Origin of the sequence: Nocardia sp. CA-107356, from assembly GCF_050946365.1 — a bacterium.
In the GTDB taxonomy this organism is placed as follows: Bacteria; Actinomycetota; Actinomycetes; order Mycobacteriales; family Mycobacteriaceae; genus Nocardia.
Genome location: NZ_CP191992.1, coordinates 2,847,042 through 2,866,809, shown reverse-complemented (window position 1 = coordinate 2,866,809; position 19,768 = coordinate 2,847,042). Strand labels below are relative to the sequence as shown.

Annotated in this window: 5 protein-coding genes (1 of these 5 running past the window's edge); all 5 read left to right on the top strand. The window is 67.0% G+C overall.

What is annotated here, in order from left to right; translation table 11 throughout:
• The first annotated feature begins 15 nt into the window (after window positions 1-15).
• Window positions 16-627, top strand: coding sequence for a hypothetical protein (locus tag ACQP1G_RS12805; protein ID WP_433202739.1), 612 nt, complete (start codon window positions 16-18; stop codon window positions 625-627).
• Window positions 628-906: 279 nt separating this feature from the next.
• Complete coding sequence (locus ACQP1G_RS12800; RefSeq protein WP_433202736.1) at window positions 907-2,292, top strand: hypothetical protein; 1,386 nt, start codon at window positions 907-909, stop codon at window positions 2,290-2,292.
• Window positions 2,293-2,314: 22 nt separating this feature from the next.
• The gene (locus ACQP1G_RS12795; RefSeq protein ID WP_433202733.1) at window positions 2,315-2,782 is read left to right on the top strand and encodes a YbaB/EbfC family nucleoid-associated protein; all 468 of its coding nucleotides are present in this window, start codon (window positions 2,315-2,317) and stop codon (window positions 2,780-2,782) included.
• 62 nt (window positions 2,783-2,844) lie between these two features.
• Window positions 2,845-4,512: a hypothetical protein gene (locus ACQP1G_RS12790; RefSeq protein ID WP_433202730.1), complete on the top strand. Its 1,668-nt coding sequence runs from the start codon at window positions 2,845-2,847 to the stop codon at window positions 4,510-4,512.
• On the top strand, window positions 4,509-19,768 hold the 5' end (the start) of the coding sequence (locus ACQP1G_RS12785) for an MFS transporter (protein ID WP_433202727.1). It continues 19,033 nt past the right edge of the window; the window shows 15,260 of its 34,293 coding nt (coding positions 1-15,260); its start codon is at window positions 4,509-4,511; its stop codon lies beyond the right edge, outside the window. The genes ACQP1G_RS12790 and ACQP1G_RS12785 overlap by 4 nt, the downstream gene beginning before the upstream one ends.

The following is a 19,768-nucleotide window of genomic DNA, read 5'->3' as shown; positions in this document are numbered from 1 at the left end:
TTTACCGTGGTAGATGTGTCGCGGGACGAAGAGAATTTCTGGCTTCGGACGATATTCGATGCCCGACATGATCGGCTCGCGGCCACACCGAAGTTCGCGATGGGCTGGTCGATCGTACTGATCGCGGTGTTCGCGATCTTCAGCGCGGCGGCCTTCGCCACGGGATTCACCGGATTGGACAGGCTCGCGGATTCGACTCGAGACTTTGTCAGGGGCGTCGTGGTCGTGGCCATCGTTGCCACGCTCGCGGCGGCGCTCTCGGCCGGATCCGCGGTCCTTTCCACACCGCGGCGCAGCGGCGACGCTGCACCGGAAACCCTGCGGTCGGACTATCGGGCTTACGCGGACAACACCGTTCGACGGCTGCGCCGGTCGGTAGTGCTGGTGGTGTTCTCCGCACTCGCCTGGCGGGCGGCGCAATTAACGGTGGCCCTCGCCGACTCGGCACCCGCCACGGAACCGCCCCTGATGATGGCCGTATTCGACGGCAAGATGCTGTGCAGCCCGGCCCGGTCTCGATCGCGACGGCACACTGTGGCTGCGCGCCAGACCGTTGAACGAGGCGAGCTTCGTCACCGTGGTATCGGCGTGCCCGACCTACCGCTAGGTCGCTCCGCTCCTCCATAGCGTGAGGATGCCGCCTTACGTGTCGCCGATCCCGATGCCGCCCGCGCCCATCGCTTCTCGTGGCTCGGCCGAAACGGCAACCGGTCCCGCCGACGGAGACGGTCGATCGGCCAGCAGTGCCCGCCCGCCCGACGATCACCAGAGACCACGGCCGGGATGCCCGCAGCGAGTCGACCTCGGGGCGGCATCATTATGGCGCGACCATAGTCCCAGCCCTGGGAAGACTCGACAATGAAAAGCCGCGTACGAGGTATGACGCACTCGAATGAGGAGGACTGCTTGGCGGACGAACCGAGCGAACCAACCGCCGAGCAGCGGCTCGCCGAGGCGCTGGCGGCACTCGGGCCGAAGGGCTGGCAGCGGGCGGACGCGGTATTCGCGGTCACGGTGGTGGGCGAGGTCGGCCAACTCGCATACTCCGTCGGCGAGCAGCTGGTTCCGATATCGCCACCGGAGTCGGTCCTGGCCCTGGTTCGGGAACTGCGGACGCTCGCGGCCCGATCCAACGGCGGACCATGGTGGCGCTTGCTGGTGGTACTGGCCGACTCCGGCGCGATCGACATCGACTACGACTACGGCGAGCAGCCGTTCCCACCCGGGCAGCTGTTCGCCCCGGAGGCATATCGCGCCGACCTCGAGGCGTATCCGCGCGCCGAGGTGCCGGTGTGGTTGGGCGCCTACATCGGCCACGGCGACCGGCAACGGCGCACGCCGCAACAGGCCGCCGCCCAGGCGCGCGGCGATCGATCCGGCCAGGTGTGGGCGACGCTCGCGGAATACGAATTTCCCCCGTTCCCGCAGATGTGGGCGCGCTGGGCGACGATCGCCGCGGCCTTCGTCGCCGCCCGGTCGGATCACGGTCCACGGATGGAGCCGTGGACGGGAGTGTTCGAGGGCGCGGCATTGGACGGGTCGACACTGCATGCGCTCCCGGCCGGACGGGCGGTGCTCTCGGGTGGGGTGTGGAATGCGCCGACCCTGGATGCGGTCTACAACGGCGGCGAACCGATGCCGAAACTCTATGCCGGCGCACCGGCTTGGGTGGCCGACCCGGTGCTCGATCCACGCGCCGCATCGGGTCTGCTGTCGTTCTGCTACTGGTGGGAGTCGGGGCGCTGGTATCGCGGATCGTCGCCGTCGGCGGAGCAGTGCGCCGTGGCGGTGCCCGGGGTGTGGACCAGGGAAACGGTGCTGGGCATCGTCGCCGATCTGCTCGGCGCCGAGCCGAATCCTGGTGCGCGCGAGGCGATTGCCGCACTACTGGCCGCGGCCGAGGTCGGCCGGGTCACGCACCGGGAACTGGTCGAGGTGTTCGGCGCGGACGACCGGTTCGATATCGACGGTGCGCTCTATCAGTACTCGCTGGCCGGACTGGCGCCGCCGACGCCGGAGCCGATGCCCGCCGCGGAGGCGATCTCGCGGGTGCGCGATTACATCACCGGGCGCGTCCTGGACACCACGGGATATCCGCTCGAGCAGTTGGCCGCCGAACGATTGAGCGTCGGGTGGATGGTGCATGTGCCGGTGCCCGCCGGGATGGTCGCCACCGATCGGGCAATCTTCTACGTCGGCGACGACGGTGTGCTGGAGCAGTCGTCGTCGTCCATCGATCCGCCGATCTATATCGCCGACTTCGAACGCCGATACGCCGAACGTCACGGCTGATCCGGGCCGAAGGAAGGTAGTCATGGACCGTTGGGAACGAGAAGGACTGCGCTCGGCCAACTTCGGGATACGCAATCAGGTCGAAAACATTCTCGACGCACTTGCCGAGCAACGCGCCCACCAGGCCGAGGTCCAGCGGAAGTTGGACACCGCACGGTGCACCGCGACCTCGGCGGACGGCCTGGTGGAGGTGACCGTCGACAACTCCGGTGTCCTCATCGACGTGCGGTTCACCGCGGATGCCGCGCGCAGCACCGCCGAACAGCTGGGCCGCTCGGTCACCGAGGCCGGACGCGAGGCAGCCCGTCGGATGCGGGAGCAGACCACACAGACCCTGGCCCCGGTTGCCGCTGCTGTCCACGCAATGCCCGACCTGCCGGATCTGGTGCTCGGCGCACCGAGCCTGCGCGCGCCGGGCGAAGTCGAGAGCCACCACGTACAGCCCCACGACCATTCCCAGCGTTGGGAAGGCGGGGGCCGTCCGCAGTAAGATTCTTCGCCAGGCAAATCGCCTTTTCGGTTTCGCCGGTGCGGGTTGAAGGGTGACCGGGTATGGGCCAGTCGTTGCATATCGATCCGGACCGCATCCATGCCCTCGTCACCGAACTCGCGGCAGTCGCCGCATCCGCGCACCAAGATCTGGCCGATCTGAAGGACACCCTGGCCCGCGCGGGCAAGCCATGGGGCGACGACGAGCCGGGGCGTACGGTCGGCGAGACCTATGAGCCACAGGCGAAGAAGGGGCTGGAGGGAAACCAGAACCTGGTCGACAATCTGCGCGGATTGAGCAAGGGCGTGAGCGAGGTCGCCGACGCGCTGCACGACCAGGACCAGAACAGCGGCCAACAGATCCGCAACACCCGCCCGAATCAGCCGGTATCCGTCGCGCCGGATACGACGTGGCCCGATACCAATGCACCCCGAACCAGTTCGCCCACCATCGATTCCGGGTCGCACGCGGACAACGGGAATGCGACGCGGACACCGCCCAGCGGTTCCAGTCCCACCTCGTCCACCCAACCGAACGCTACCCGGAGTGCCTACCCGCAACCGGCGGGCGCCGGCTACAGCCCGATTGCCGAACCCACACCTTTCGGTCCGCAGTCGGCGTACCCGGATTCGAGCACACCGCAAACCGAACCGGACACCGCGCCCCAGCCTGCTGCGGAGACCTCTACCGAAGACGGCCAGAATGCCGCATCACCGCCGGTCGCGGACGATTCGGTCCCAGCCGTTCCCGGCGCGACGCCAGCCGCCGCCACGGCGTCACCCCGGATCAGTGATCCCGCGGTCGCCGAGAAGCCCACGGGCACACCGTGGTCGCGAACGCCGGGGACGACGTTCCCGCCGATACAGGCAGGCACCCCCTGGTCGGGGGCCCGGGCCGGCATTCGCCCACCGGGCCAGGTCTTCGCACCGCACCCGACCGGCGTTGGCCCGGCGCAGCCCACCGATCCGAAACGAGCCGACAAGCCCCGCAAGAAGAAGCGCGAACCGACCAAGGCGGAGCTCGTACGAGTGCCGACCGATGCGGCGGCACTGGCCGCGGCCCAGGTGCTCGCCGATCGGCACGAACTGCGGATCGTCGGCTTCGATACCTCGGGTATCGGACAGGAGATGGTCGCCCAACTGGCCGCGGCCATCGACGACATTCTCGGCAAATATCCGTTCGTCGACCTCGGCGGGATCGAGATCACCGAACTCGGCGACCGGATCTCCCAGGTGACCCGGGATCGAGGCGATGACGCGTCGGAATCGGCGAGCACCGGATCGTGGATCCTGCTCGACCGCACCCTTGTCGCGAATCCGGCTCAGTTCCGTGAAAAGGTCTATGCCGCAATACAATTCGGTAACTTTGTAGCCGGATCCGAGGAGCGACCGATGTATTCGACGATCGTCGGCGACCTCGGCCGGATCATGGAGGAGCAGGCGGGTCCGCCCGTCCGGCGAATGGCACAGCGGTCCCTGATCACCGAATATCGGCGCATCGACGGCCCATGGGACGCCGGGGACACCCTGGCCCGCATCCTCGGCGGCTACCGGCGGTGGCGAGACCAGCTGGGCGGCAACAGCATCGTCGACGGTCGGTTCCATCCACACGTGGCGTTGGTTACGGCATTCGCCGAGGTGGAGTTGCGTGGCGACGACGCATGCGCTCCGGCGCGGGTGCTGTATCGGTTGCTGGTGGAGGGCGCGAGAGGGCGGTCGACGCCTCGGTGAGTGTCACTATCCCACCCCACTTCCCAGACTGGCTGACGCGCTGGGTAATCGGCCACTTTCCGGTCGGTAGTCCCAAAGATATCCGCGCCGCGGCCGACGCCTGGGCACGCTCGGCCGAACGTCTCAAAGTCACACTGGCGCACCTCGAACGACTCGCACGCGACGTGCCCGCGGCAATCCAGGGCGAGGCCGGCGACGCGATCCAGAAACAGCTGAAGACCGAGATCGCCAACACGCGCAATCAAATCGAATTCGCCGACGGCATGGCCACCATGCTCTACGACTCCGCCAATTCGATCGAACTCGAGCAGTACATCGTCATCGGGATCGGCGCAGTCCTGCTCGCCAACCTGCTCATCGATACCGCCGTACCGATGAAGGCCGCCAGCGACCGCATCGCCGCCGAGGTCGCCGCCACCACCGCCCGTCGCGATACCCTCGCCTTCCTATTCCAACGCGCGGCTGCCTTCATGGAGCGATTCCCCCACATGGCGCTCGCCATTCGCGCGACCATCATGGGCGCGGTCTCCATGGGCGGTGTCGTGGCCGGTGCGCAATACGCCCAAATCGTCCAGGGCCACGGCAAACCCGGACGCCGCACCAGCATGGATTGGGGCCAGGTGTGGGTCGCTGCGGCCGCCGGTGGCGCCGGTGGCCTGGTTGGCTCCCTGGCTACCCGTGCGGTGCTGCCCGCACTCACCCGCATCGGGGCCAACGCCGCGACACAGGCGGGACGCTCGACGGGACGCGCCGTTGCAGTCGTGCTCGCCAGCGCTACCGGCGGAGCAGCGGGCGGGGCCGCCGGTGCGGTGACCATGTCCGCGATCACCCACGCCAAACTCAACCTCGCCCAGATGATACTGATGGGGGCGGGCAGTGGCGCTGTCGGCGGTTTCGGAGCGGCGATGCGTGCCACCCGAGCCATGGGGGCACCGATCCGGCCACGCGAGGAAACCTTTACCGAGACCGGCCGGTCCCGCGCTGATGCGGGGCGGGACGGCCTCCCGGTCCGAGAAGCGCCCGACGGGGCCAGCCCGCGCAATGGTGCCGACGCACCTCATGAGGAAACCATCCCCGAGATCGGCGGGTCCCGCGACGACCTCCCGGGCCGAGAAGCGCCCAACGGGGCCAGCCCGCGCAATGGTGCCGACGCACCTCATGAGGAAACCATCCCCGAGATCGGCGGGTCCCGCGACGACCTCCCGGGCCGAGAAACCACCGGCGACGGACACGCACCGTGGGGCCGGCCGCACGAGGAGACCGTCGCCGAGATCAACGAGATCGGCCGGGACGTCTTCCGCGAACTCGGCCTGCCCGATGACGGCGGGACCCCGCCGCCATCGGATCCCAACCAACCGCCGCCGGGCACGCCGCAGGCCCCGCCCGCGTCGCCGACGTCCCCCGGAACGTCACCCGCACCCAGCCACGGCTGGAGCTCCTGGGATATGGCGCTGCAACAACTCACCGAGGGAACATTCACAGCCGCGCCACCCGATCCCATGGCCACACCGGGAAGCTCGTCATCGACCGGTCTCCCGGGCACCGCCCAATTCCACAGCAGCCGACCCGATTCTCCGCAGATGGGTCTCGCTGGAACCATCGTCGCCGCCGAAGGCCAGCCCGGCGCCACGCCGGGATCGGTGATGACGATGAGTGCCAACACCCATGCCGAGAACAACACCCACGTCGGCACCGCCAAAGATTTGGGCGGCACCGGCAACGGTCCCGGAGTTACGGCGGGGCCGCCTGTCGCACACGGGGGTTCACCGAATGGAGGCGGACCGGGCCCACACTCGAACACACCGGGACACGGGCCCGGCGAACTGCCGCCCAACCCCGACGAAGACAGCATCCTCCACCTCGACTTCGACTACGACCCGGTTGCCGACGAGCCCGCCACACCGTCCGGTACCTCCCCTGCCGCGACGCCGCACGCGGCCAGCGCAACACCGGTCGAACCGGTGCCGGGCAGCGGGTTCGGTTCGACGCCGTCGGCCAGTTCGGCGGAGGCGAAGAGCCCTACCGCACCGGCGGGTGCATCGACTGGCCCCGGCGGCACACCAGCAACACCCGCTGCCAACGCACCTCAGGCCACACCACAAGCCAACCCACCCCAACAACCCCACGCCACACCACAGGCCGCGCAAGCCAATCCACCGCAACCCCACGCCACACCACACGACGCGCAAGCCAATCCACCACAACCCCACGCCACACCACACGACGCGCAAGCCAATCCACCACAACCCCACGCCACACCACACGACGCGCAAGCCAACTCGCCACAACAGCCGCAGGCCGCCACGCCGTCCCCAGGCGCGGCCGCGAACCACTCTGCATCCCAAGCGATCCCATTGGCACCCCTGGCTGGCGCAGCGGCACTGGGCGGGCATGGGCCGTCGAATCCCGATGCCGTCACAGGACTGTTGACACCCCCGCCGGCGATGTCCGGCGGGCAACCCACCGACAACGACCAAACCCCCAGCGACCCAGAAGAATTCCCCGACCGCATCGGCACCATCGTCACACCCCCGATGCCCAGCTACGTCCCCGCCCAACCACAGGTGGACGAGTTTCCCAACAACGCACCCGACGAATACACCAAACCACCAGGCACCACCTACAAAATCCCCGGCCAACCGGACCTACCGGACGGCCCACCCCCCAACGCGATCCCAATCGTCCCGCACCCGACCACCCCGGCTCTCCCCGAGACCGGACCTGCCATACCGCTGACCGACCGACCACAGGTCCCGATCCCGGACCACGCCATCCCCGGCGCACCCGCCGAAAACGACCAGGACGAACAAAAACCCCGCGTCCACGACTCCGAACCACCTCTACCCCGCCACAACAACACCCCCGCACCACACCTGCCCGCCACACCCGCAGACCGCCCCACCGAACTCAACCCACCCTCCCACTACGCCACCACACCCAACCCCGAAACCCCCGGCGCCCCAACCGACCCCACCGCCACCCCCCAACTACACCGCGACAGCACCCAGTACATTCCCGACCCGACCGTCCAACCCACCCGCGGCGGCACCCCCGCCACCACCCTCGCCGGACCGCTGCCGCAACCAGTGGTCCCGGCGCGCCCGGTCCCGATGGCCTCGGCCTCAGTGAACGAGCCCAAGAACCGCAAACGCAAACCGAACACGCCACCACCCGCACCGCCGCAGCCGACGCCGACACCGCCTGCGCCGATACCGGTGCCAACCCCGAAGCCGAAACCGAGCCGACCATCCACACCACCGGCCCGCACGAAGATCACCACGCAGTCGGCACGGACAACCGGACGTGACCTGGCCATCACCTTCGCCAGCGCCTCCGCGAGCGGTGCAATGACCATGCCCGCGCTCACCCACACCGACCAACGCGGCCGCAACCTCGCCGAAACGGTGCTGACGGGCGGCGGCCTCGCTGTCGCCACCCGCCCCACCCGAACCACGGGCACCCAGGTCCGCCCGCTCGCGGTAACCACCACCGAACTCGACGACAGCTGGCTCGACGGACTCCTGCTTCCAGCCGAACCCGAATCGGCCGACCAACACACCACTGGCGACGGACACGTACCGCGCCCCCATGAAGAGACCGTCGCCGAGATCGAAGAGATCGGCCGCGCCATCTTCCACGAACTCGGTCTAACCGATGACGAGGGCGACACGCCACCACCGTCGGGCTCCACCCAACCACCGGCCTCCCCGGGAGACGCGCCCGCATCCGGGCACGGCTGGCGCTCCTGGGACGCCGCCCTGCGACAACTCACCGAAGGCACCTTCGAGTCCGCACCGCACGACCCGGTGGCCACATCGGGCAGCATGCCATCGACCGACCACCCCGGCACCGCCCAAATCCACAGCAACCGAACCGACACCCAGACGAGCCTCGCCGGAACCGTCGTCGCCGACGACGACCAGCCGAGCACCGCACCGGGATCGGTGCTGACGATCAGTGCCAATCCCCGAACCGACACCAACACCCACTTCGGCACCGGCGAGGATTTCGGTGTCACCAGCAGTGGTACTGGTCCCACAGAAACAGCGAAACCACCTGTCTCGCACAGTGGTTCGCTTCCCCGAAGCGGACGCGGCTCACGTTCGACCACACCCGAGAGCGGACCACCCGGTCACGAGCCCAGCCTCCTCGATCTCGACTTCTTCGACTCCGAGACCGCTGCCGACAACCACGTCGCAGCGGTCACCTCGACGGAGACGAAGAACCCGACCCCGCCAGTGGGCCCACCGCCCGGTCCCCCCGCCGGACCGGCAGCATCCACCCCCGGCGCCAACCCACCCCAGCAACCCCGCCCCATCCCAGGCACGGCAACGAACAACCCTGCCGCACAGGCGATTCCACCGGCAGCACTCGCCGGCGCCTTGCCGAGTGGACATGCACCATCGAATACCGCCGCGGGACTCCCGGCACCCCTGCCCGCGATGTCCGGTGGGCAGCCCACCGACAACGACCAAACCCCCAGCGACCCAGAAGAATTCCCCGACCGCATCGGCACCATCGTCACACCCCCGATGCCCAGCTACGTCCCCGCCCAACCACAGGTGGACGAGTTTCCCAACAAAGAAGTCGACGAATACACCAAACCACCAGGCACCACCTACAAAATCCCCGGCCAACCGGACGCACCCGACGGCCCACCCCCCAACGCGATCCCGATCGTCCCGCACCCCACCACCCCGGCTGTGCCGGAACGTAGACCCGCGATACCCCGCACCGACCGACCACAGGTCCCGATCCCGGACACCGCCGTCCCCGGAATGCCCGCCGAAGACGACCGCGACGGGCAAAAACCACGCGTCCACGACTCCGAACCACCTCTACCCCGCCACAACAACATCCCCGCACCACACCTGCCCGCCACACCCGCCGACCGCCCCACCGAACTGACCCCACCCGCCCATTACGCCACCACACCCAACCCCGAAACACCCGGCGCCCCAACCGATCCCACCGCCGCCCCGCAACTCAATCGCGACAGCACCCAATACATCCCCGACCCGACCGTCCAACCCACCCGCGGCGGCACCCCCGCCACCACCCTCGCCGGCCCATTGCCGGAACCCGTGGTAGCGGCGCGCCCCGTCCCCATGGCGTCGGCCTCAGCAGATAATCCCAAGCGCAAGCGCAAGTCCCCACCGGAACCAGCCCAACCGCCACCACCGCAGACCCCGCCGATTCCCGTCCCACCACCGACCGCCGAACCGAAACGCCGCAAGCGCGGCACATCCCAACAGCATCAGCCCGTCAGCGCCGACCCACAGCAGCAGCCCCCCGGTTCACAACAGTCGACGAGCGCGGACAACCGTCGGAGTGACCCGCGCGGCCCCGACGATGCCGATCCCGTCTTCCTCCGCATCAGGAAGGGGATAACCGCCGCCTACATAAAATCCGAGAACGTCTCGGAACTTCACCCGGTGAGCCGGACGCTCGCGCGGATGGCAAGGCAGGATCTGAAGACTGGCCTCGAAAAGCTGAATTCCACCGAACGCGGACTTCTCGTCCGAGCCACGGAGTCAGCGCGCCTTGGCCGAGAGATCACAACACTAGAGAACGGTGCGATCAAGAGACTGGCCCGTTCACTGCCGACAGTCCCCTTCGACAGCACCCGGACCCTGACCGATCTCGAGTACGTGGAGCTCGAACTCGTCGCGGCGGATATGTCGCTCAGGGAGATCGGCACCGCGCTCGGATCGAAGGAAACGACGGTGCGGGCACACTTGGTTCGCATCCAAAAGGCGCTCGGCGTCGAAGACCGTTCGGCGGCAGTCGCAGTCGCCATCATCCGCGGAATCCTGCCGCGCACCGACCCCGGCATCGCAACAAAACGTGATTCCGCCACGGACATCCCCGAGCTGACCAACCGGGAACACGAGGTGCTCGCTCTGCTCGCGGATGGTCTGACGAGCGGTGAAATAGCGACAGCGCTCGGCGGCCTCGCGGTAGACACGATCAATTCGTATGTCGACCACATCGGCGACAAGCTCGGGGTGGACACCCGTGCCGGGATGGTGGCGGCGGGATTTTGGACGGGCATCCTTGCCCGCACACAGCCGGAGACCACCGGAGAACCGGACGCGATCCCGAAGCTGAACGCACGCGAAGTCGAGGTACTGACCCACATCGCGCTCGGCAAGACCAGCGCGCAGATAGCGACCGACACCGGGCTGACCGAGCAGACCGTCGACTCGTATGCTTCTCGGGCCCGGCGCAAGCTCGGCGCGGGTACCCGCGCAGGAGCGGTGGCAACGGGCATACGCACGGGCCTACTCCCCGGCTCCAAACCGGTCGCCGACCCCGGTCCCGGCGCTGGCGCGCCCGAACTGACCGAACGCGAACACGAAGTGCTCACCTTGGTCGTCGCGGGCAAGACGAACGAGGAGATCTCGGCGGCCCTTGAGCTGACCCCGCAGACCGTGAAGACCTATGTGTTCGAGATCAACAAGAAGATGGGCACCCATTATCGAGCGGGACTGGTCGCGGTGGCCCTGCGCACGGGGACCGTACCCATCGCGGAGCCCGATGCGGTCACCGGCGGCGGCGGAGGCCGTACAACCGGCGGACCGCCGCACGGAGCGGTACAGGCCTACTACGATTCCTACCCTATTGCGGCACTTGGTCTTTCTCCAGACCGTCGACGCGGCAAGACCGCATCCCATGTGCCCGGCGATGTGCCGTTGTGGGCCATGGGATTCCATCGAGACCCCGAGACCGGGCAGGAGTCCGGCACTTCCGCGGAACCGTCGGCTGCCGGTGAGCAAGTTACGAGCGAAACCGACCGTGCGCGTGCGGATCTCGCGAGAGCGCTCGGGGTGGACCCGGAGTTATTGGGACTGCGAGGGACGCTGCTGCAGGTCATCGACCAGCTGCAAATGGAGTTGCGTCTGCTCGCCGACGAGGACTGGGCGCGGATCCGGGCCGAGGAACTTCCCGGCTGGCTGGGACGTGCTCTCGACCGTGAGTACCGCGCCCAACGCGCGATGAGCGACGGGGCCACCGCGGAAGAACTCGCCCAGTTGGCTACGGACACAAACCAACTGGAAGCAGACCTGCCCGCGTTTCTCGGGCAGGAGCAACTGGCCCCCGGCTGGCGCGACGCGAACAGTGACGACCCGCTACACGAACTGCGGCAGCTGGCCATGCGTGCGGACGCGCCGCAGGAGATAGTCGACCTCGTCGATGCCGCCGCACGCTTTCTCGGACTGGCCCCGTTGGTTGCTCAGGCGACGCCGACCACGGACTCGCCTGCCACGGACTCGCCTGCCACGGACTCGCCTGCCACGGACTCGCCGACCGTGGCGCGAGCGCGAGCGACTATTCGCGAATCGCTCACTGCCGAAGGAGATATCGCGGCGGCCGAGGCGATGCTCGACGCCCTGGTTCGGACCGCGGAAGGTCCGGTCGTGGTCCGGGTGCGGCCGGACGGACCCGGACACGTGCGGGTCGAGGTGGTCGACGAGAGCCGGGTCCTGCCGGTACGTGATGAGCCGGATAAGAACACCGGGGAAGTAGTACAGACCGAGTCGGGCCAGGTCACCGAACTGTTGGACCAGTCGGGACGGTGGGGCTTCCGATTGAACACCAACGGGTCGCGAACACGGTGGTTCACTGCCGGGCCGGACGATTCGACGGCCGCTGCGTCGGAACCCGCACTGCTGCGAATGACCTTCGAACGCGGACAGGTTCAGCGGGGTGTGTCGCGGGCGCGCAGGGAGGTCGACCGGTTCCTGTCGCACAACACTCGACTGCCCGAGACGACGATCGACTCCGCAGTGCGCGCGCTGTCGGAATTGCTCGGCAACGTGGCGCTATACGCGAAACAAGGCGGTGCGGAGGTCACCGTCGACGTGGACGATTCCCGCGTACGAATCAGCATCACCGACACCTCGCTCGGATTGCCGAAGTGGCGAACCGAGAGCAACGTCGATGCGGCTGACGAGGTCGCACCGTTCGCTGTCAGCCTGGACGACGTGGATGCCTTCCTGGCGGGATTCGATCTGGCGGCACTGGATTCCGACGAGACCGACCCGAATGAACTGGGGGATCGCGCGGATGGCGAACACGGCCGCGGCGCGCGCATCGTGACGGATGCGGCTGCCGCGGTCGGCACCGACGTGACCCGCAACGGCAAGACCGTTTGGGTCGAATACAGAACTCCGCCAAGGAGCTACCCGTCATCCCCCGACGGCGCGCTCGACCTCCCGCAGGGCCGCGCGCGCCGCGCCGATGGCGCTGTGGTGGTCGGGTCACCATGGACAAAGCGAGGTCTGTCGGCCGAAGGCCCCCTGGCCTTCAGCACGCCGCCCGGTGATACTCCGGGTGTCGGTGCGCACCGACCGGGATACGCCTCCGACGCACCGACCGAACGCGCGGACAATGCAGCCGATTCCGCCGCACACGGTTCGGAGGCGGATCCGGCAACTGATCAGCCCACCGCTGTCCCGGGTGCTGGTACGCCGAGCCACGGCGCCGAGACCGAATCGGTTCCCCCTGCGATCCAGGAGTTGTTGAACCGGATCCCCAACACCGTGGACTCCGCGGAATTCGAGATCCGCATCATCGACCAATACCAGAGCTATCTGCGTGCCCGAGAACGCTCGATCTACCAGGAGTTCTTGAACAACAGGAAGACCGACCTGGCGCGCAAGGGCACCTCGGCCGAAGCCGTCGCTTCCCTCGCCGAACAGCAGGCGGACGATTTCATCCAGACCGACCGAGCACGCGATCTGATCACTCGCGCCGCCGTGCAAAACATCCAACAATGGGTGCAGAACGCCAAGATTCCGCTGCTACTCGATGGCGCAACGGCATCGGCCCCGGACGAGGGTACGGCACACCAGGACACAGAACCGACAGTCGAGACCAGCCCCCCGCTGCCCGAAGCGCTCCGGACAATCCTGGCCGAAATCGACAGCGCCGGAGCCGATCCGGCCGTCGCCGAGCAGGCCAAGAACCTGATACTCGAGCAATACCGGAAGTACCAGCAGATACCACAGGCGAGTGTTTACCGCCATTCTGTGGCGAAGCGAGCTGCCGATCTCGCGCGGAATGGCGTTCCAGCCGCAGAGGCCGAAACTCGCGCCCGCCAGGAAGCCGACGCTTTCATGCTCACCGCCAAAGCCCGGCGGATGATCGACGGTGTCGCCGCGAACAACACCAGTCAGTGGGTGGAGAGGATTCGGGCACGCGCCACACAACAGGACTCCAACCTCGTTGACCGACTCGCCGAGATATACCGGGTTGAGCCCCGTCCTTCAGCGGCTCCTCCTGTCGTTGCGCCCCCGGCTGCCGCCAGCCCGCCGCCAACTCCCATATCTGCGGCGAGCGCACCTGTGGCCAGTCCATCTCCGACCAAACGCCCCAAGCTCAACGGTCTCGAAGCGATCCTGGCTCGAATCAACCGCGCCGACGCCGATTCGGTCGCGACCGAGCAAGCCAAGAACCTGGTACGCGAACGCTACGAAGAATATCTGCCGATACCGCAGGCCGTGACTCATCGCCAGTACATGGAACAGCGGACAGCTGCCTTGCTGGGGGAAGGTGTTCCGGCCGCGGATGCCGAGCGACGTGCCCGCCAGGACGCTGATGCCTTCATGCAGTCCAAGAGGGCGCAACGCGCAGTCATCAGCGTCACCGCGAACAACGTGAACCAATGGGTCGACCAGGTTCAGGAACGCGCCGAACAGGCGAACTCCAACTTCGTCGATTGGCTTGCCCGGTTGTACCGCGAAACGCACGGTATTCCATCCGAGCCCGTGGTCGGGCTGACCAGGGCGCAACTTGACGTCCTCGACCTGATCGACAGCGTGCGTGACGAGCTGACAGCGGCTGAAACACGGCTCGCCGCATTGCTGGAGCGACATCCGGACCTCGAGGCCAATGGCGGACATCACTGGCTGGCAGCTTTCCAGGCACACCGCTCGGCACTGATCGAACTGTCCCTTCACTATTCCGAAGGTAAGTCGGCTGACGGACGGCCGGTCACGTCGCGGACGGACACCGGCGATGTGGGGGGACATGGCACTTCGGTTCGGGGGTTGCTCGGTGAGATCCAACTGGCCGAACAGTTCGATCAGGTCGACGCTGTGTGCCTCCGGGCCGAGGTCGCCATGCCGATGGGCCCGCGGATCGACGCGGAAATCGATGTTGTCACCGATGGCAATCGGGTCTGGCGCGAAGCGAAAACCAACAGCGTCGCTGGGCAAGCAGGCAAGAAAGAGGATTTCGGCGCCCAGGCTCGCAGGCAACTCCACATCACCTACATGAATCGCGCCTACTGGGTAGACGGCGCTCCGCCACAGATCAAGTGGCACTTCATAAATGGCGTCCGCCCGAGAACGAAGACCAGATTGGAGGCCATCCGTATAGAAGATGAATCCGGCCGGACCGTCGCCGATCACCATATCGAGGTAATCGACGATTCCGCGGCGGGAAGCTCCGACGAGCTCGAGGATGGCGGTATCGCCGCCGACGAGACCCCTCTCCACGGTCCCGCCACCGAACGCTCCGGCAGGTCTCGGGCCGGTCGCAGATCCCGGCGTAGAAAAGCGGCCAGCGAGCCGTTGTCCGGTCCGACCGATTCTCCCGCCGATACCGCGGCCGAAAGCGTCGACACATCGCCGGTGCACGTCGAGGTGTCCGAAGGCGAGATGTATGTCCTCGCCCTGGTGGCAGGCGGCTCGGAGAGTTCTCTCGGTGCTGTACTCGGGATGACACCCGCGCAGGTGAACCAGCTGCTCGCCCAACTGGCCGACAAAGTCGGATCCGAAGGCAGTGTTCGCGTGGCCTCGCGACACGACGAATCGTCCAGCAACACCGAAGCACCGCAGGGGGATTTCCAGCCGTCGCCCGGACAGCTCGAAACTCTGCGGGCGTTGGTGGAAGATCTACCCGACCAAGCGGCCGATGGCACCATCGACGTACCACTGGAAACCGTGCAGGCCTTCCGATCTCACATCGCGACTCGGTTGCCGGTAGACCTGAGCCAGCGGGAGAGCCAAGTACTCGGCCTGATCGCGCAGGGCTTGTCGGCCGGGCAGATCGCGGCGGAACTGGGTTTGTCGACCAACACCGTGAACGGCTACATCGCCCGCGCGAAGGTCAAACTGCACACCAGCGGCATGCAGTCCACCGTCGCGGCGGCGCAACAGCACGGATACCTGAACCAAACCGATCCGGTCGACACACCGGCGGCTTCACTCAGCCCGGCCCCCAGTGCTCGGCACGACAGCATTCTCACTGCAGCACAACCAGAACCGGCGCCGCAGACACCAGCGCAAACCGCGACGAACACCGCGACCGTATCGACCAACAACCCTCCCGCACGACGACCCTTGCCAGGTCGTGGCCTCCCGTTCGCGATCGGAGGCGGCGACCAACGCTGGGACGGCGAAGAGGAGTGGTTGAAACCGGCACGTAAACGAGTACCCGGTCTCGGCGTGCTTCACAACGACGGCGGCGGCGCGGCTCGGGGCGCGAACCGGCACAACGCGCAACCGGATTCGCCGCCGACCGGACAACCTGACAGCAGCCAAGAGTCCGCAGGCCCTCCGGTATCCGGCGGCGACCCCGCTGTCACGGAGCCGCCCGCTGTCGATATCGAACAGCTGGCCTTGGTGCGCGCCGGGGTTGCGGCGGAACGCGATGCCGCGGTGACGGATTCGGGTAACGCGATACTGCACGCGGATGTCGCGCGCCTGCAGAAGCTGGACGGCATGCTGGATGAGCTGGCGGCCGCCGTGGAGGGAACCGATGCGACTGTCACGCCCGAACGACTCGGGTTGCTGATATCGCACTTCTATTCTGCGGCAGCGTGGTTGGCGGCCTTGATGAACGCGAACAACGCCATCGCCGCCCTGTCCGATGACCTCGCTGACGGCGATCCGATCGGGCAGGTTCAGCCGACCATCCGCCAGCAGGTGCAGCGAGCAGTGGAGGCGGTAGACCACTACCGAAAGGTCGATGACCGGGTCCGCGAACTTCACCAAGCGGCTGATGCGCCACAGACGAGCACACCGCCGAACGCCATCGATATGGGCCTGCTAGCGCAGCTCGATGCCAACGACGTGCGGCGGGTGCGCGCCGACGTCGCGGCCGAATACGATGCAGCGGCGGCCGATCCGGCGGGTCTGGTGGTGCTGCGGACGGATGTGCAGCGGCTGGCGAGAGTGCACCACATGCGCACGCTGCTGGACGAATTGCTGTCCGCGCTCGCCGCACCGGATGCGCTCACCTCGGAACGAATTCGATTGCTGGTCAAGCATTTCAACGCGGTCAGGGAATGGGTGCCCGCGCTGCTGAACGCGAACAATGCCACTGCCGTCGTGCCCGAGGTCGTGGCGGACAACGAGCCGATCGGGCAGGTGCAGCCGACCGTCCGCGAGCAGGTTGTACAGGCAGTGGCGGCAGTCGACCGTTTTCGAGCGGCCGACGAGCGCGTGCATGCGCTCGGCGAAGCATTGGGCGCAGCCCAGCAGCACCACACACCCGATGCCGCGGCAGCGGCCGAACTCGACCCGATGCAGGCGGCGATCGCGGTATTCCCCACGATATTCGATCAGCCACGCGAGCTCGACGAACTGCGGCTCCAACTGCATCCGGGCACATCGTTCGACGACCTGGTCGCGTTGCGCGCGCTGACCTTCCTGAGCAACGGCCTCGAGCCGCCGGACCTGTCTCTGGAAAGCCTCGAGGCATTCCTTCACCGCGTCTGGGAGCACCGGACATCCATCAGAAACCAGGACGATCTCTACCAGGAGTACACAGCACAGCGCGAGACCAGCGTGGTCACCGATCCCGTTGCCTATGTGCGGAAATTGATCGGCATTCTCACACGGCGAGCACCCGAGCAGCAGATTGCCGCCATGCAATCCCCGGCCGGGTCTCTTGACATCCATCCTCGCCATGCCGACCTCGGGATTCCCCCCGACATGATGCACTTCCTCCGCTTTATGCGCGCCCATGCGGGTCCGCGCGGTAAATTCCGCGTATATGTGAATCCGCAAGGGGATGCGGTCCCAGACTTGATGCACGGCATCGTGCACGAGATCGTCGACCAACCCGATAATTTCCCCGGCGTTCGCGGCGCCAAAGCCGCCGGTCCCCTCGAAAACCGGGACGACTGCATTGTCGTCTATGTGCGCGAACTCGATGATGCCCATCGAGTCGTCGAATGGCTGCGGAACTATCGCGAACAGCATCCCGACGCGTTCAAATGGTCGGTGCCGCCTATGTCACTGCAAGTAATGGAGGGCGTCAGCATCGGGGCCGAACCGCTCAGGGGCGGGAGTTTCGGCCAGCATCGGGCATGGATCATATTCGACGCGTTACAGTCCGCAATGCAAGCCGGTGCCGACTTCGCCGCATTCCGCGCCGATGCCCTCGAACGGCTGGCCAAGGCCGGTGTGGGCCCTCAGCAGCCATACCGAAGCTACCCCACCCCGCGTGATACTCCCCAAGAGCGACTTGCGCAGATGGTCCGGGAGCGCGCCGGGTTGCCGCCGGAAGGCGCCCATGCGTCCGAAGATCTGCGGGCCGAGCGTGCCCGGGAAATGCGTCAAATCGACGAGATGAACAAACGCCGTCGCGGCGGCCGTATGCCGCAAGCGGCCGACCGCGCCGTTTCCGGGTCCGAGAACACCCCGAGTCCGCTTCGGACCGAACCGACAACCGATCTTCCCGCCCTCATTGCGGATATCGGCCAGTCCGGGGTCGAAGCACGTCTCGTGGTCGGCTCCGGACACCTCTACCGGGCAGCCGAACCCGGAGAGGTGTTCGTCAATATCGCCGAGCGGGCCCAGCCGGACCTGCTCGCCGATGTCCGCGATCTGTCCGCCCTGCCGGACGCTGTATTCGACGTGGTCTACCTCGAGCGGACACCGATGGTGCTATTCGTGGAATCGCCGAACTCGATGGCCGAACTCCACCGTGTGCTGAAACCAGGCGGCAAACTGCTGATCAGTCCGGGTATCGAGGACGTGATTCCCGCCAATGCCCGCGATGTCACCATCCAACGCCTCGAGCAAGCGGGATTCGACCAGATCGAGTTCCGGATCGGAAAAGAAGACCTGTTCGCCTACGAGCGACTGGACGACTGGTACGAAATCACCGCAGTAAAGCGGACTCGGCCCCAAGGCACAACGTCGGGCGCTCTCCCGCCCGACGGGCAACCCCCCGGCGGGCCAGCGGTTCCCCAGTCCGCCACGAACACAACGGTTTCCGAACCCGCTCCGGCAGCAGAGCGAGCATCGCAGCCGTCAGCACCTGCGTCCGCATCACCCAAGGAGTACCGAGGCTCCCGTGCCGATCTCTCCGACGCCGCGCCGCGGAGCGGGGCCCGAAATGATGGCGGCCCTGTGCAAGCAATGCCCTTCGTGCGAAGGGGGCTGCCGGTCGAGGGCTTCCTCTCATTTCACACGCCGCCCGATGAGGTACCGGGTGCCGGGCGGTCAGCGCCGCGATCGGATCGGGGGCGCACGCCTGCCAACAATCCTGAAAGCGGCAGCGCCGATGGCCCGGAACAGCCTGTTGAACCGTCGCCCACGGCACAGGAGAGTGCAAGACGTACCGCCCCTGTTGCCAGTGGGCTACCGGAGTTCCGCGGGCAGCCGAGTGCTGATGCGATAGAACTGTTCGAGCGCATTCTCGATCTAGAGCAGGCCGGTGATCCGCGCGCAGTAGAACTTCGGGCCGAGGCGGAGCGGCTCATCGCGGACCCCGCGGAGCGCGCCTACGCCGAGCGCTATGTCGGCAATGACCGCCGTACCGCGGCGTTGGCCGCGGAATTGGGGATCCCGCGGGAACAGCTCGATGTGCTGATGACCGAAGAACTCGGGCGGGCATTCAACGGCGAGATCGTGGTACGGGCGACATACGCGACCTGGCGAAAGATTCTCGCGGATGGCAGATTGAAAACCCTCTTCGAAGTTGCCAGCAGAGGACTCCTGGCCCAAGTGCCCGTGGACGCCAGGGCGCAACTCGAGCAGGAACTCTACGGTCACCCGCGCGATCTCCCCGTGCAATCGCGGCCCGTCCACGGACGCATTCGCTCGGGTCACCTCCCTTGGATTCTCGAAGCCGATCTCGCGACCATCCGCGAATACGGCGACGTGGATATCGTCCTCGAAACGGCAGCACGTGGCAGGACGACGGCGTGCATCGGCAGCCCAACCTTCGTAAAGGTCATACCGAGCAGCGTCGACGACCCGCAGCCCGAGTCGTTCGGCGCCACGCCGAGTCA